This is a genomic window from Escherichia sp. F1 (assembly GCF_046764225.1).
In the GTDB taxonomy this organism is placed as follows: Bacteria; Pseudomonadota; Gammaproteobacteria; order Enterobacterales; family Enterobacteriaceae; genus Escherichia; species Escherichia coli.
On sequence record NZ_CP177202.1, the window covers coordinates 2,217,287 to 2,232,507 of the forward strand.

At 48.7% G+C, this 15,221-nt stretch carries 12 protein-coding genes and 1 other RNA gene; 3 read left to right on the forward strand and 10 right to left on the reverse strand.

Annotated features, from left to right (window positions below):
* Window position 1: 1 nt before the first annotated feature.
* Window positions 2-766 (reverse strand): electron transfer flavoprotein, encoded by a 765-nt coding sequence (locus ACK8NJ_RS10740; protein WP_411962437.1) that lies wholly within the window; start codon window positions 764-766, stop codon window positions 2-4.
* Window positions 767-1,081: 315 nt separating this feature from the next.
* On the opposite strand from ACK8NJ_RS10740, the gene ACK8NJ_RS10745 reads away from it, so the two are divergent.
* Entirely contained in the window at window positions 1,082-1,993 is a 912-nt protein-coding gene (locus ACK8NJ_RS10745) for an AraC family transcriptional regulator (RefSeq protein WP_000284798.1), read from the forward strand.
* A gap of 42 nt (window positions 1,994-2,035) precedes the next feature.
* On the opposite strand, the gene ACK8NJ_RS10750 is transcribed toward ACK8NJ_RS10745, so the two are convergent.
* The 9 genes from ACK8NJ_RS10750 to ydiK form a co-directional block, all read right to left on the reverse strand.
* Entirely contained in the window at window positions 2,036-3,187 is a 1,152-nt protein-coding gene (locus ACK8NJ_RS10750; RefSeq protein WP_000347850.1) for an acyl-CoA dehydrogenase, read from the reverse strand.
* Between the two features lie 13 nt (window positions 3,188-3,200).
* Window positions 3,201-4,796, reverse strand: coding sequence for an acyl CoA:acetate/3-ketoacid CoA transferase (locus ACK8NJ_RS10755; protein ID WP_000805670.1), 1,596 nt, complete (start codon window positions 4,794-4,796; stop codon window positions 3,201-3,203).
* A gap of 144 nt (window positions 4,797-4,940) precedes the next feature.
* Window positions 4,941-5,699: a type I 3-dehydroquinate dehydratase gene (gene aroD / locus ACK8NJ_RS10760; RefSeq protein WP_024230421.1), complete on the reverse strand. Its 759-nt coding sequence runs from the start codon at window positions 5,697-5,699 to the stop codon at window positions 4,941-4,943.
* Between the two features lie 30 nt (window positions 5,700-5,729).
* On the reverse strand, window positions 5,730-6,596 hold the full coding sequence (ydiB, locus tag ACK8NJ_RS10765; protein ID WP_000383469.1) for a quinate/shikimate dehydrogenase: 867 nt from the start codon (window positions 6,594-6,596) through the stop codon (window positions 5,730-5,732).
* Window positions 6,597-6,607: 11 nt separating this feature from the next.
* Window positions 6,608-7,873, reverse strand: a complete 1,266-nt coding sequence (locus ACK8NJ_RS10770; protein ID WP_411962439.1) for an MFS transporter — start codon at window positions 7,871-7,873, stop codon at window positions 6,608-6,610.
* Window positions 7,874-8,099: 226 nt separating this feature from the next.
* The gene (locus ACK8NJ_RS10775; protein ID WP_000795587.1) at window positions 8,100-9,314 is read right to left on the reverse strand and encodes an MFS transporter; all 1,215 of its coding nucleotides are present in this window, start codon (window positions 9,312-9,314) and stop codon (window positions 8,100-8,102) included.
* A 99-nt stretch (window positions 9,315-9,413) separates the two neighbouring features.
* Window positions 9,414-9,770, reverse strand: coding sequence for a YdiL family protein (locus ACK8NJ_RS10780; protein WP_089564417.1), 357 nt, complete (start codon window positions 9,768-9,770; stop codon window positions 9,414-9,416).
* Between the two features lie 135 nt (window positions 9,771-9,905).
* An RNA gene (rprA, locus tag ACK8NJ_RS10785) (antisense sRNA RprA) lies at window positions 9,906-10,013 on the reverse strand.
* Window positions 10,014-10,198: 185 nt separating this feature from the next.
* A complete protein-coding gene (gene ydiK / locus ACK8NJ_RS10790; protein WP_000248640.1) occupies window positions 10,199-11,311 on the reverse strand; it encodes an AI-2E family transporter YdiK in 1,113 nt (370 codons plus the stop codon).
* A gap of 388 nt (window positions 11,312-11,699) precedes the next feature.
* Here ydiK and ydiJ point away from each other — a divergent pair, with 388 nt between their 5' ends.
* Window positions 11,700-14,756, forward strand: a complete 3,057-nt coding sequence (ydiJ, locus tag ACK8NJ_RS10795) for a D-2-hydroxyglutarate dehydrogenase YdiJ (protein WP_328115961.1) — start codon at window positions 11,700-11,702, stop codon at window positions 14,754-14,756.
* A complete protein-coding gene (gene menI / locus ACK8NJ_RS10800; protein ID WP_000637986.1) occupies window positions 14,753-15,163 on the forward strand; it encodes a 1,4-dihydroxy-2-naphthoyl-CoA hydrolase in 411 nt (136 codons plus the stop codon). The genes ydiJ and menI overlap by 4 nt, the downstream gene beginning before the upstream one ends.
* The last annotated feature ends 58 nt before the right edge of the window (window positions 15,164-15,221 follow it).

Below are 15,221 nucleotides of genomic sequence, written 5' to 3' on the forward strand. Positions count from 1 at the left end.
TTCAGTTCAGGGCTTTCTTCAGATATTCCGCCAGCTCGGCAATGGCCTCCGGCGAATCGTTATCGAGAATGATGTGCTTACGTTCTGTTTGCGGCGGTACGCGAATGCTGGTCAGTTCAGCAAGTGGCGCGCTCTGGCTCCAGCCAATGTCACTTGCCTGCCACTGATTTATCGGTTTTTTACCCGCGCCGAGAATGGCTTTCATCGAAGGAATGCGTGGCATATTAATATCGGAGGTGACGCAGAGCACGGCTGGAACAGAGAGCTCAATAACTTCAACATCATCTTCAAGCGTGCGTTCAATCACCAGTGTATTGCCCTGACGCTGAATAGCACTCACTGCATTAATCACCGGAAGTTGCAGAATTTCTCCGACCAGCAAGCCAACCTGCTGGGCATAAAGGTCGCCGGAACCTTCACCAAAGATCAGTAAATCGAAGCCGATCTTTTCAACTGCTGCCGCCAGTGCTTTTGCGGTATCGAGAGGCAGTGCATGTTCAAGTTGCGCATCCTGCACCAAATACAGGCTGTGCGGCCCGCGGGATAGCACGTCTTTACGCACTTTCGAGTTCTGCAACAATGAGCCGCCAATGGTCAGCGCGGCTATCTCATCGTCATCTGTTGCAATCTGGCTTGCAGCTTCAATGGCATTGAGATCGAACTGGCTGATTTTGGCGTCGGCATTGTCGAAATTCAGGGTGTATTCTGGAGTGACAACAATGTCCTGTTCTTCAGGCACCAGCTTAAAGCAGGTTATTATTTTCATGATTTCTCCTGTGAGTCGCATACGGAACCATCTCCGATGGAAGGTAAAAATGGTCTGAAAATAGTGTGCGATAGCGGTGCGGGGTTTTCGACGGAGCAAGCTGTTTTCCTTGCCAACAATCTTGCAAAAAAAATGCGATCGCTAAAACAAAAGTGCAATTTGCGGCAATATAGTTATTCCATGACCGTACAATCTTGCATTCAGTGTAAATAATCTTGTTTAGCTCTCGCTAAACGCGGTTGTATAACCGCAATACACGCCGTATTTTATCCGGCATATATTGTTTTTGCTTGCTCATGGAATAGGGAGGTTGTCATGTATCAACGCTGTTTTGATAACGCCAGCGAAACGCTGTTTGTCGCCGGTAAAACGCCACGGCTTTCACGTTTTGCATTTAGCGATGATCCAAAATGGGAGTCCGGACATCACGTTCATGACAATGAAACCGAGTTGATTTACGTCAAGAAAGGGGTAGCAAGGTTTACCATCGATTCTTCGTTATATGTCGCGCATGCCGATGACATTGTGGTGATAGAACGCGGCAGGCTGCATGCGGTGGCCTCTGACGTTAACGATCCGGCAACGACGTGTACCTGTGCGCTGTACGGCTTTCAGTTTCAGGGGGCTGAGGAAAATCAGCTACTGCAACCGCATTCTTGCCCGGTAATTGCCGCAGGGCAGGGAAAAGAAGTCATTAAAACCTTATTTAATGAGCTAAGTGTGATTTTGCCGCAAAGTAAAAATAGCCAAACATCTTCGTTATGGGACGCATTTGCCTATACGTTAGCAATTCTTTACTACGAAAACTTTAAAAATGCTTATCGTTCGGAGCAGGGATATATTAAAAAAGATGTTCTGATAAAAGATATTCTTTTCTATCTGAATAATAACTATCGCGAAAAAATCACTTTAGAGCAGTTATCGAAAAAGTTTCGTGCCAGCGTCAGTTATATTTGCCATGAATTTACCAAAGAGTATCGTATTTCCCCTATTAACTATGTTATTCAACGGCGTATGACGGAAGCGAAATGGTCACTCACTAATACTGAATTATCACAGGCAGAGATCTCCTGGCGTGTGGGTTATGAAAATGTCGATCACTTTGCCAAACTGTTTTTGCGCCATGTCGGCTGTTCGCCCAGCGATTACCGCAGGCAATTTAAAAACTGTTTTGCGGAACAAGAAATCTTATCTGAATTTCCTCAACCGGTAAGTCTTGCCGGATAAATCTGGCGGCGCAGTTTGTTAAGAAGCTGCGCCGCCTGCAGATTATTTGTTCTGATAATCTTTCAGGATCTGCCGACCCGCTACGTAAATCATAATTTCGTCTGTACCGCCGCCGATACGTTCACAACGGACATCACGCCAGAAGCGAGAGACGCGCGCCTCATCGGTATAGCCCAGACCGCCCATGATTTGAATCGCATCATCAATGACTTCCATTGCAGTACGTGCGCAATACAGTTTTGCCAGCGCCGCGCTGGTGCGCAGTGACTGATGTTGATCGGCTTGCCATGCCACTTTCAGCACCATGTTGCGCATGTTGTCGATCTTAATCGCCATCAGCGCCAGTTTTTCCTGGATCATCTGGTTATGCCCAATAGGTTTACCAAAAGCGATACGCTGGTTGGCATAGCGGGCGGCATCTTCAAAGGCACACTCGGCAAAGCCGGTGCTGCGCGCGGCGTTGATCAGGCGCTCCATCTCAAAGTTATACATCACATTGAGGAAACCCATTCCTTCTTCGCCCACCATGTCGCTCTCTTCAACTTCCACGTTGTCGAGATAGACTTCGCAGGTGCTGAGCATATGCCAGCCGATTTTATGCAGCGGGTTAATCTTAATGCCGGGCTTACTGGAGTCGACCCACCACAGGGTGAAGGCTTTTTTGGGATCTTTCGGTTGCGGATCGCGCGCCAGCACCAGCATATACGGGTACTCTTTCGCACCGGTAATAAAGGTTTTCTGTCCGTTGATGTAAACCTTGCCGTTTTTACGCGTGTAAGTGGTGGTGGCGCTGTTGTTATCTGAGCCTGCGCCTGGTTCCGTCAATGCCAGGGCATAGGCGGGATCACCCGTTTCCAGGGTGCTTTCCGCCGTTTTACGTAGCTGCTCTGCAGAACCGAAACGGCGCATACTGTGAATACATTGACCGTTGGTGATCAAAAATGCCGGAGCACCGCATTTTGACACTTCCATCAGCGCCAGCATCTGGGTGACGTAATCCGCAGGGATGCCACCAAATTCTTCCGGCACGCCAAGCATGGAAATACCGTTATCCGCCAGTGCCCGCATAAACTCACGCGGGTATGTCCCGTTTTGATCGCAGGTGCGGAAATACTCTTCCGGAAAGTTAGTCGTAATCAGTTCGCGAATACTGGCCAGCAGCAGTTCTTGTTCTTCAGTTAAAGAAAAATCCATCGTGATACTCCTGTTAATGAGCCGCTTCAGGCAGGACAAAACCCATCGCCGCATCGATAAATAATCTTTCGTCCATCAGTTTGAGTTCTGGCGAAATCACTGGGGTGAAATCCATTTTGTCGAGAATATCTTTTTGTAAATCGACGCCAGGGGCGATTTCGATTAAATGCAGGCCGTCTTCTTTCAGCGTGAATACTGCGCGTTCAGTGATATAACGAACATCCAGCCCTCGCTCGAGAGCGATTTTTCCGCTGAAAGTAATTTCCGGTAGTTCCCGAATAAATTTCTTCACCCGCCCTTCCTGGACGATATTTAATTTGCCGTCGGTAATTTCTGTTTTTAAACTGCCCGCAGTTAATGTGCCGCAGAAAACGATTTTCTTCGAAGTGGCACTGATATCAATAAATCCACCGGTGCCCATGATTTTACCATTGAATTTATGCACGCCGACGTTACCGTGCTGGTCGACTTCAGCAAAACTCAAATAACAAACATCCAGACCGCCACCGTGATAAAAATCAAACTGGGACGTCATATCCAGAATGGCACGGGTATTCACGTTCGCGCCAAAGGCGATCCCCTGTGAAGTAATTCCGCCAATCGGACCTGTTTCTACCGTCAGAATAAAGTCATCAGCACAACCTTCTTCTCGGGCGACCAGGCCAATGCCGTCAGCAATACCGACGCCGACATTCCCCACCGCGCCTTTACGCATTTCGAATAATGCGCGCCGCGCAACTAATTTACGTTGGTTTAGGGGCAGGCTAAGTTTGGTACTGTCATCAAGGGTGAAGTCACCAGAAATAAAGCGGTTAACCGGTGCACCGCCATACAGTTGGGTTTGATCCGGATCGACCACCACAATATCCACCAGATAACCCGGAATACGGACAGATTTAGGATGCAGCGTGGCTTTCTTAACCATTTTCTGCACCTGCATCATCACAATACCGCCGTTATTGTGCACCGCCTGGGCAATAACCAATGCGTCGAGATACATCACCTCATCTTCAAAAGTGGCGTAGCCTTCGCTGTCGCAGGTGGTAGCGCGAATGAAGGCGATATCTGGCGCAATCGCTTTGTAATAGAGATATTCTTGGTTATCAAACTCGACCAGTTTAATCAGGTCTTCTTTAGTGACTTCATTCAGTTTGCCGCCTTGCTGGCGTGGATCAACAAATGTCCCGATGCCAATATCACTAATAATACCAGGCTGGTGGGCTGCGGCGGCGCGTAAGGTTTGTGTAAGTACACCTTGTGGATAGTTATAAGCAATAATTTTATTTTGTTCTGCGAGATCAGAAATACGCGGCGATTGTCCCCAGTGACCGCATAATGCCCATTTCACCAGACCTTCTTGTGCCAGCGGACTAATACCACGGTCGGCGCGATCGCCAAGCCCTGTTGGACTAATAATCGATAAATTACGTGGTGTTTGAGTCTGTTTATATTTATCAGCAAGAGCAGTAATTAACGTGGTGGCTTCCAGAATACCGCCGCCAGCGCCTAACACACAAAGTGTTGCTTCGTCGGGAATATAATTCACCGCTTCCTGTGCCGACAGGACCGGCACTCGTCCATTAATACGAGGTGGTTTTACAGGTTTCATTGTTAATTCCTGATTCAGATGTGATTTTCCCTACGCCAGATGGAGAATTAGCGCACAGAGACTCACGAAATATTTTTATTAAATACGGTTAAATATATTTTTTTAGTTCGGCGGGGGAGGATGTTCCCGCCGAAATATTATTGCTTATGCCTGATGTAAAATAGTTAATACTGTGCGCAAATCATTTACCGAGATTTGCCCTGGTGCAGAGGCTTTTTTTACCGCACCAAAAGTTGCCGCCGAGCCAAATACTTCACCAGCCAGACGAGAAATTACGCCAGTTTTTGCCATTGACATCGTGATGATTGGACGATCGGCATACTGCTCCTGCATCTCCAGGGTCGCAGCAAGCAACGTCAGCACATCGCTGGTACTTTGCGGCATCAGCGCAATCTTAGGAATATCGGCATCGAAGGACTGCATTTTGCGCAGACGGGCAATGATTTCTTCGGCTTCCGGCGTTTTATGGAAGTCATGGTTGGACATGACAACTTTCACATCATGCGCGTGGGCGTAGGCGACGGTTTCTTTAACCTGATCATCGCCGGTAAATAACTCCAGATCGATTATATCAACCAGGCCGCTGTCGATGGCTGCACGATTGAGTGCAATATAAGCCTCGGTGGAAATCGCCTGCTCGCCGCCTTCTTTGGCACTGCGGAAGGTAAACAGCAGCGGTTTTTCTGGCATGGTTTCACGGAGAATTTTTGCTGCCGCCATGACAGACTCCACATTGGAGAGGTCGGCATAGTGGTCCACACGCCATTCCAGAATATCAAAGTCCGCTTCACGATAGGCGAGAGCTTCGGATTTCACGCTGGCGATATCTTTCGCCATCAGCGAGACGATGATTTTAGGTGCGCCCGTACCAATGACGAGATCTTTTACAGTTACGGTTTTCATTTTTTACCCTTTCTGCACGCGGTCAGCCTGTCAGGCACCGAACCCCATGACCTGTTTAACATATTCCAGAGGGAAATCTTTGCCAGTCCATAACGTGAACTGTTCAGCCCCTTGCCACAACAACATGCCGTATCCATCAATCGTTTTGCAACCAGCTTGTTGCGCCTGCTGCAATAACTTCGTCATATGCGGGTTATACACGCATTCAGTGACCAGAAGTCCCGGATGTAACAGACTGATATCATTAACCAATGATTCATTCTCAAGGGGTTTCATGCCCACTTTTGTGCCATTGGTTAAAATGTCGGCGGAAGCCAGGGCTTCAGCAAAGGCTTGCTGATCGGCGAGATCGGTAACCGTGACGACACAATCGGTGTTTTCGTTAACCCGCTGCGCGAAGGCGAGGGCTTTATCGAAGAACTCATCCCGACGGTTAAAGAGTTTAATTTCTTTTAAACCTTCAATTGCCCCCTGCGCGCCAATCGCCGTTGAGGCACCTCCGGCCCCTAACAGCACCATCGTTTTGCCTTTGATATCAAAACCGCTCTCTTTAATGGCGCGAATATGGCCCGTGCCGTCGGTGTTATAGCCACGCAGATAGCCATCATCATTAACGATGGTGTTGATGGCTCCCACCAGTTTGGCCGCTGGCGTTAATTCATCAACATATTCACACGCCAGTTGTTTGTTCGGCATTGATACACCAGTTCCGCGCATTTTGAGGGCTTTTAATCCTTCAATTGCTCCGGGAAAGCTATCGTTATCCACTTCAAAGGCCATATAGGTAAATGGTAATCCCGCTTTTTCTAAGGCTTTATTCTGCATTTCGGGCGATAAACTGTGGCGGATGGGATAGGCCATCAGCCCAATCAATTCGTATTTTGCGGTAACATCCATAATTAACTCCTTTAACCTCTATGCTTAATTGTGTTTAACCGGGTGCTAAATTTACGCTCGCCAAACCGCACATCATTTTCAGGAATAATGAAAACGCGGTAATAGCGGATAAAGACAATAATTGCGGTAATCAGGGCCAGCAGCGCGAAAGTAAAATCGAGAGCAATGATATATTGCAGACCGATGTTCGACAGATAACCGGTAATCAGCGGAATAACAAAGTTAGCCAGTCCACCCATCATCATATAAATACTGGTGACTTTGGCTTTGCTTTTGGGGAAAAACTCTGACATGACCGAAACGCCGAGCTGTAAAATGCCGCCAGCCGCTGAGAAACCGATAACAAAGGCTCCGGCATTACACACCAGTGGAGAAGGGTACAGGTAGATAATGGCTGCTGTTATTGTTGCCAGTGCAGAGTTAAATACATTAGCCCAGATGGGCCGGACCATTTTTTTCAGCAGTGCGGCAAAAATAAAGACACAGACCAACGAGCCCATACTGTAATAAGAGATGGTTTTTAATGCTTCAGCTTCTGACATACCAGCAAAAGCCATCGCATATTTGGGCATCCACACCACAATCACATAAAAGGTCGAGAATGCGGCTACACCGAACAGTACCGATGAAACACCTTCCAGCCAGACTAACGGTTTGCTGTTCATTTGCGGTAATTCATTAGCTACGCTGGCGTCCACCAACTGGCTGGGGAATTTGCTTTTCAACAGCATCAGCGTGATCAGTACAAACAGAATACCCGGAATAATCAGCCCATAGCCGTACCAGATGTTATTGAGCAACATATAGCTCACCAGCATTGGGTAGAACATTTGTCCGAATGACACCATCGCTTTAACCAGTATGACCGCCGAACCAGAGGCTTTCGGAAAGCATTCCATGAGCGCGGGGTAGCCACCCGTATCCAGCGCTGAGTTAGCGATACCTACGCACACTGCCAGACAGTAGGCGAGAGTTAAATTCGGGCAAGCAGGGATACCAAAGAAGAATAGCAGATACATTATTACTGCCATTAATATTACCGCCCGACGACCAAACTTATCGGAGATCACACCGAAGAATAAAATACTGATCAATCGCCCCAAACCGATACCGGAAATTAAATAGGCAATGCCCGCGTTGTCAGTGGAAAACTTTTCTGCCAGAGATGACATATTTTGGGCAAGCGTAATAACACTAATGCCGTGCAGGAAATAGCCGAAGTAAATACAAAGAACAGCCAGGATAAATGGCGTGCTGAAAGCCTTATTTTGAGACATTTTCACAGCTCCTTGCTGAAAGATAATTTCGTTACCGTACGTATTGTTCTCCGACGGTTTACATAATTACTATACTGAAGATGATTTTCCCTGGGTACATGGCATAAAGTTTATGTTTCCAGGAATATTGCATGTCATAGTTTGTTTTTTATCGCGATTTTCCTTAGTTGGTGCAGAAAGAGTTATTTATCCGTAAGATCTTGCATGACCTGAAAAGAATATTGCATTACCCACCCGGAGCGACATTTTCCTTTAGCGAGTGATGCTGCGTTTCTTTGCGGCTGCGTAAGCCGATAAACAGTGCCAGTAAAAAGCCGATGGCAGCGATGGCGGTATCGAACCACATAATATCGGCAATACTTCTTTGGGACAGATGAGCCGTAATCAATGGAATAGTAAAGGTCGCAATACTGCCCGCACTGTAATAGATCCCTGTAGCTTTACCTTTAGCGTAGGGGAAACGTTCAGCCATTAATGTCAGGCCAATTTGCACAACACCTCCAGCAGAGGTAAAACCAATGACAAAAGCAAATATTATCACCACATAAAATGTGGGATGCAGACAGACGGTAAACAGAGCAATAAATGAGATAAAAGTGTACAGCATCAGTAATGTTGTTGGGCGAACGGTATTACGAATGAGTGGAGCGGTAATAAATACACAAAGCAGCGAACCCACGGTGTAGATACTGAGTAGTTTGATCGACATGGTGTATGACATGCCTGCAACAAATTGCCCGTACTGTGCCAGCCACTGGCTAACCAGATAAAATGTTGCCATTGAGATATAGCCATATAAGGTATAACTGGCTAAATCGATAATTGAACAGCGATGTTCCGTAGAGCTGGTGGTTTTCTTTATGACAGGTAAGCGACGACCCGGATGGGGTGGGAACGTACAACGGTATAAAAACAGAGCGTTAATAAACATAATGCCTGCAGCAATCATAAAGGACCAACCGAACCACAGTTCAGCCCACACTAACAGGCTAATGATTAGCGGTAATAAAAATTGCCCGCTGGAAACAAATGCTTTAATTAAAATATTGGCTGTACCCGGTGAGCGTGGAAAAGCTTCCATCAAACTGGGATAGGTGCCTGCATCGAGAAAACTGTTTGCCATTCCCGCCAGAAAGCCAAAAACATAAGCGATAATGATGTTATTGGTGTGCAGGATGCCAAAAAAGAAGGCCATATAGCAGCACATCCCGAGCATGATAAAAGGGCGGCGACCAAAGCGATCGGATAATAATCCTGCAAAAAGCAAGACACTTAATCGACCAATGCCCAGTGATGAGATAACTATCGAGACGCCCGCGGCATTAGTCTGCCAAAGCGTCTCCAGCGAGGCCATATTCAGGCTCATCAAAATGACGCCCATACCATGCACCAGGTAATTAAAATACAACCCCAGTGCGGTAGGGTAATAGGGATTTTTCATAGGTTCTACTTAGCAAAGGTGCTTTAAAAAGTGTAGAGATGTTGTGTCAGTATCCGTTCATTATTGTTGTAACAAAGACAATTCCTTTCTGTGGAGAAATTAACAAAGCCGCTCCAGATCGTGTGCATATAATTCAGCAGCTACCGATTGATAGATCTTCCAGTCAATAAAATTGCCATCAGGGTAGACACGTTGAAACGCGGTTAAGTCAGGGAAAAAACGCATGGTGTTGTTGCCGATGCGGTTATTTATTTTCTCTATGATGGCATGAAGATGTTTTTTTCGTTGCTGACGCATAGCCAACAGTTGCTCGACTACATAATCAGGAATGGCGCATTTGCCATTTTCCCATTGACGCCAGCTTTCACTGTCATCGGTCTGGGCAATCCAGGTCGCGCATTCATCAATAGTCATGGCAAAAATATGGCGAAGAGCCTGGAGTTCATAAGCGTTCATCGTGTAATGGCTGCATGAAATAAACAATAAAATATAAATAACATTATCAGCCTGCTGACGGCTTGAAGAGAGTCACAGTATCTTGTGCAACATTATTGGAAAGCGTGAGGGGCGAGGTAGCGAAGCGGAAAAATGTTAAAAAAAAGCCCATCATGGGAGATGGGCAAAGACTACACACAGCAATTCGTTGTTTCACTCAGGGGATTTCCATGCTTATAAATCAATATGTTGATTTATAACCGTGAGCTAATAGTAGGCATACGGACTTTTTGCGTCGATCAGATTCGTCTCATTAGTTTAAAAACTGTAAAGAATTTGCGACAGGTACTACCAGCTGAATGGCGGTAAGCAGGAAAATATGGGGAAGAGCAAGCAAATATCAATTAGCGGAGGTTAACAATCAGGCGGCAGAGCCGCCTGATGAGAAATTACTTATTCGGTTTCTCGATTTCGCCAAGTTCTTCGAGAACTTCTTCCGGTTGGTCAGTCGGCGGTGGGACTTCTTCCACCCACGCGGCAAAAAGACGCCAGGAAACGGCTAACAGAACCGGACCAATAAACAGGCCGATCATCCCGAAAGCAATCAAACCACCAATAACGCCAGAGAGGATCAGGATTAGCGGTAAATCGGCACCCATGCGAATTAACATTGGGCGGATGACGTTATCCAGCGTGCCGACCACACCGCTCCACACTAACAGTACCGTTCCCCAGGTGGTATCACCGGTCCAGTAGAGCCAGATAATCGCCGGAATCAGTACCGGCAATGGTCCAAGCTGGACAAGGCAGGAGAGGATCATTAACACCGTGAGCAAAGTTGCATAAGGTACGCCGGATACGGCGAGGCCGATACCGCCAAGCACTGCCTGTACTAACGCTGTCACCACAACACCCAGCGCCACCGCGCGGATAGCTTGTGCCGCTAGCAGCACGGCGGCATCTCCACGAACGCCTGCCAGACGGGTTGCAAAATGGCGAATGCCTTGTGCCACCTGTTCACCGCGCCAGTACAGCAGGGCACTGAAGAGAAGCATCAGCGCACAATGCACCATAAAGCGCCCGATATGCGCCGCTTGCCCAACGAACCAGGTGGTGGTGGTGCCAATATAAGGACGGACTTTTGCCATGATCGCCGTCCCCCCCATATCCAGCAAGTTGTGCCAGCCTGCATATAGCTTCGCGCCAATCACCGGAATGGTATTAAGCCACGCCAGATCGGGTAACGTCATGTCACCGCTGGAAATGGCTTTAATTAGCGGGCCGCTGCCGTCGACGATACTGTTAACCAGCAAAGCAATAGGGATGATAAACACCATCACTAATAACAGCGTCATCACCAGAACGGCGAGAGAGCGGCGGCCAAACATGATCTTTTGCAAACGTAACAATACCGGCCAGGTGGCGATAACCACCGTACCGGCCCATGCAAAGCCGAGAATAAAGGGTTGAACGATCCACAGACATGCCACAATCATGATGGCTAAAAACAGCACCGAAAGCAGAATTTGTGCGACATCCCTGGGCTGACGAACATTTACCATAACTACTTTTCACCTTTTTTGTGCGTCAAATCGTCGACGCGACGTGAACACGCGAAACTCACCTGCATAATGATGAGCAATTTCAGCGGTTTTTAACAGGCCGATTCTGCCCTTAATTCTGATGGGCGTGTTAGAAAAAAATGTGGTACAACAACTCAGGCAACACGCAAACGATTTACTCGTCGTATTTCAAGTTGCATGTGCTGCGGCTACGTTCGTTCACCCCAGTTACTTACTGTTGTAAGCTCCTGGAGTTCACTCGCTTGCCGCCTTCCTGCAACTCGAAATCCATAGAGTAAATAAACATCACCTTTCAGTGCGCTATTGCAGCCGCCTGAAAGAATAGTGTATCGACCTACATCACAGACCGCAGGAAAGGGTCAATATAATGATTCCACAGATTTCCCAGGCACCCGGCGTCGTTCAACTGGTGCTTAATTTTTTGCAAGAGCTGGAGCAACAGGGGTTTACCGGCGATACGGCGACAAGTTATGCCGATCGTCTGACAATGTCGACCGACAACAGTATTTACCAACTTCTCCCCGATGCGGTGGTATTTCCGCGTTCAACCGCAGATGTGGCGCTGATCGCCCGTCTTGCCGCGCAGGAACGCTATTCATCGCTGATCTTTACCCCCCGCGGCGGCGGCACCGGCACTAACGGTCAGGCGCTCAACCAGGGGATTATTGTTGATATGTCCCGCCATATGAACCGCATCATCGAAATTAACCCTGAAGAGGGCTGGGTGCGCGTTGAGGCCGGGGTGATAAAAGACCAACTCAATCAGTACCTGAAACCGTTCGGCTACTTTTTTGCGCCGGAGCTTTCGACCAGCAACCGGGCAACGCTCGGCGGGATGATCAATACCGATGCATCCGGTCAGGGATCGCTGGTCTATGGCAAAACGTCAGATCACGTACTTGGCGTACGTGCAGTGTTGTTGGGGGGCGATATTCTCGATACGCAACCTTTACCCGTCGAACTGGCGGAAACGCTGGGTAAATCCAATACCACAATCGGGCGAATTTATAACACGGTTTATCAACGTTGCCGTCAGCAACGCCAGTTAATCATCGACAACTTCCCCAAACTTAACCGCTTTCTTACCGGTTACGATCTGCGTCATGTCTTTAACGATGAGATGACCGAGTTCGACCTGACGCGCATTCTGACGGGTTCAGAAGGGACGCTGGCCTTTATTACCGAAGCGCGGCTGGATATTACGCCCTTGCCTAAAGTGCGCCGTCTGGTGAACGTCAAATATGACTCTTTTGACTCTGCGCTGCGTAACGCGCCGTTTATGGTTGAGGCGCGGGCTCTTTCGGTAGAGACGGTGGACTCAAAAGTGCTGAATCTGGCGCGGGAAGATATTGTCTGGCATTCCGTCAGCGAGTTGATTACCGATGTGCCTGACAAAGAAATGCTCGGGCTGAACATTGTGGAATTTGCTGGTGATGATGAGACGCTGATTGATGTGCGAGTAAATGCACTCTGTGCGCGGCTGGATGAACTTATCGCCAGTCAGCAAGCAGGTGTGATTGGCTGGCAGGTGTGCCGCGAACTGGCGGGTGTTGAACGTATCTATGCGATGCGCAAAAAAGCTGTTGGTCTGCTTGGCAATGCCAAAGGAGCAGCCAAGCCAATTCCGTTTGCTGAGGATACCTGCGTACCGCCGGAACATCTGGCAGATTATATTGCTGAATTTCGCGCGCTGCTCGACAGCCACGGCTTAAGCTACGGTATGTTCGGTCACGTCGACGCAGGTGTCTTGCACGTCCGTCCAGCGCTGGATATGTGCGATCCGCAACAAGAGATTTTGATGAAGCAAATCTCTGATGATGTAGTGGCGCTTACCGCGAAATACGGTGGTTTGTTGTGGGGCGAACACGGCAAAGGTTTTCGCGCCGAATACAGCCCGGCGTTTTTTGGTGAGGAACTTTTTGCAGAACTGCGTAAAGTGAAAGCGGCATTTGACCCGCATAACCGACTCAACCCTGGGAAGATTTGCCCGCCAGAAGGTCTCGATGCGCCGATGATGAAAGTGGACGCGGTGAAGCGCGGTACATTCGATCGACAGATCCCCATTGCGGTACGCCAGCAGTGGCGTGGTGCAATGGAGTGTAACGGCAACGGTTTATGCTTCAACTTTGATGCTCGTAGTCCGATGTGTCCGTCGATGAAGATCACCCAGAACCGGATTCATTCACCGAAAGGGCGCGCAACGCTGGTGCGTGAATGGCTGCGTTTGTTGGCAGATCGCGGCGTTGACCCAGTCAAACTGGAACAAGAGCTGCCTGAATCAGGCGTCAGTTTGCGGACGTTAATTGCCCGCACGCGCAATAGCTGGCATGCGAATAAAGGCGAATATGACTTCTCCCACGAAGTCAAAGAGGCGATGTCTGGTTGCCTGGCCTGTAAAGCGTGTTCGACACAGTGCCCAATCAAAATTGACGTGCCTGAGTTTCGTTCTCGCTTTCTGCAACTCTATCACACCCGTTATTTGCGCCCGCTGCGCGACCACCTCGTCGCCACGGTCGAGAGCTACGCACCGCTGATGGCACGCGCGCCGAAAACCTTTAACTTCTTCATTAACCAGCCGCTGGTGCGCAAACTCTCGGAAAAACATATCGGCATGGTTGATTTGCCGCTGCTGTCGGTCCCCTCGCTACAACAACAAATGGTGGGGCATCGCTCGGCAAACATGACGCTGGAACAGCTTGAAGCTCTCAGTGCAGAGCAGAAAGCGCGCACGGTGCTGGTGGTGCAGGACCCCTTTACCAGCTATTACGATGCGCAAGTGGTGGCGGATTTTGTCCGTCTGGTCGAAAAATTAGGTTTCCAGCCGGTGTTACTGCCATTTTCGCCAAATGGCAAAGCCCAGCATATCAAAGGCTTTCTTAATCGTTTTGCGAAGACGGCGAAAAAGACGGCGGATTTCCTCAACCGTGTGGCGAAGCTGGGGATGCCAATGGTGGGCGTCGATCCGGCGCTGGTACTTTGTTATCGCGATGAATATAAACTGGCGCTGGGCGAGGAACGTGGCGAGTTTAACGTCTTACTGGCGAATGAATGGCTGGCAAGCGCACTTGACTCACAGCCAGTGGCTACAGTCAGCGGTGAATCATGGTATTTCTTTGGTCACTGTACCGAAGTTACCGCTTTGCCGGGCGCGCCAGCACAATGGGCCGCGATATTTGCCCGTTTTGGCGCGAAACTGGAAAATGTCAGCGTGGGTTGCTGCGGCATGGCAGGGACTTACGGACATGAAGCGAAAAACCATAAAAATTCGCTCGGGATCTATGAGTTATCCTGGCATCAGGCGATGCAGCGACTGCCGCGTAATCGCTGTCTGGCGACCGGATATTCCTGCCGTAGCCAGGTAAAACGGGTCGAAGGCACGGGGGTACGCCATCCTGTGCAGGCTTTACTGGAGATTATTAAATGATATGGAAACGAAAAATCACCCTGGAAGCACTGAATGCCATGGGTGAAGGAAACATGGTGGGGTTGCTGGATATTCGCTTTGAACATATTGGTGATGACACCCTTGAAGCGACAATGCCAGTAGACTCGCGGACAAAGCAGCCTTTCGGGTTGCTGCATGGAGGGGCATCCGTGGTACTGGCCGAAAGTATCGGTTCCGTTGCCGGTTATTTATGTACCGAAGGTGAGCAAAAGGTGGTTGGTCTGGAAATCAATGCTAACCACGTCCGCTCGGCACGAGAAGGGCGGGTGCGCGGCGTATGCAAACCGTTGCATCTCGGTTCGCGTCACCAGGTCTGGCAGATTGAAATCTTCGATGAGAAAGGGCGTTTGTGCTGTTCGTCACGATTGACGACCGCCATTTTGTGACGTTGTCACCAGAAAAGTGTGACGCATATTGCTTTTGGTCATTATCTGCACAGTAAAC

Coding starts and splice junctions, on each gene's coding strand:
- ydiK (WP_000248640.1), bottom strand. CDS start 11,311: ATGGTAAATGTTCGTCAGCCCAGGGATGTCGCACAAATTCTGCTTTCG.
- ACK8NJ_RS10750 (WP_000347850.1), bottom strand. CDS start 3,187: ATGGATTTTTCTTTAACTGAAGAACAAGAACTGCTGCTGGCCAGTATT.
- ACK8NJ_RS10755 (WP_000805670.1), bottom strand. CDS start 4,796: ATGAAACCTGTAAAACCACCTCGTATTAATGGACGAGTGCCGGTCCTG.
- ACK8NJ_RS10780 (WP_089564417.1), bottom strand. CDS start 9,770: ATGAACGCTTATGAACTCCAGGCTCTTCGCCATATTTTTGCCATGACT.
- aroD (WP_024230421.1), bottom strand. CDS start 5,699: ATGAAAACCGTAACTGTAAAAGATCTCGTCATTGGTACGGGCGCACCT.
- ACK8NJ_RS10775 (WP_000795587.1), bottom strand. CDS start 9,314: ATGAAAAATCCCTATTACCCTACCGCACTGGGGTTGTATTTTAATTAC.
- ACK8NJ_RS10745 (WP_000284798.1), top strand. CDS start 1,082: ATGTATCAACGCTGTTTTGATAACGCCAGCGAAACGCTGTTTGTCGCC.
- ydiB (WP_000383469.1), bottom strand. CDS start 6,596: ATGGATGTTACCGCAAAATACGAATTGATTGGGCTGATGGCCTATCCC.
- ydiJ (WP_328115961.1), top strand. CDS start 11,700: ATGATTCCACAGATTTCCCAGGCACCCGGCGTCGTTCAACTGGTGCTT.
- ACK8NJ_RS10770 (WP_411962439.1), bottom strand. CDS start 7,873: ATGTCTCAAAATAAGGCTTTCAGCACGCCATTTATCCTGGCTGTTCTT.
- menI (WP_000637986.1), top strand. CDS start 14,753: ATGATATGGAAACGAAAAATCACCCTGGAAGCACTGAATGCCATGGGT.
- ACK8NJ_RS10740 (WP_411962437.1), bottom strand. CDS start 766: ATGAAAATAATAACCTGCTTTAAGCTGGTGCCTGAAGAACAGGACATT.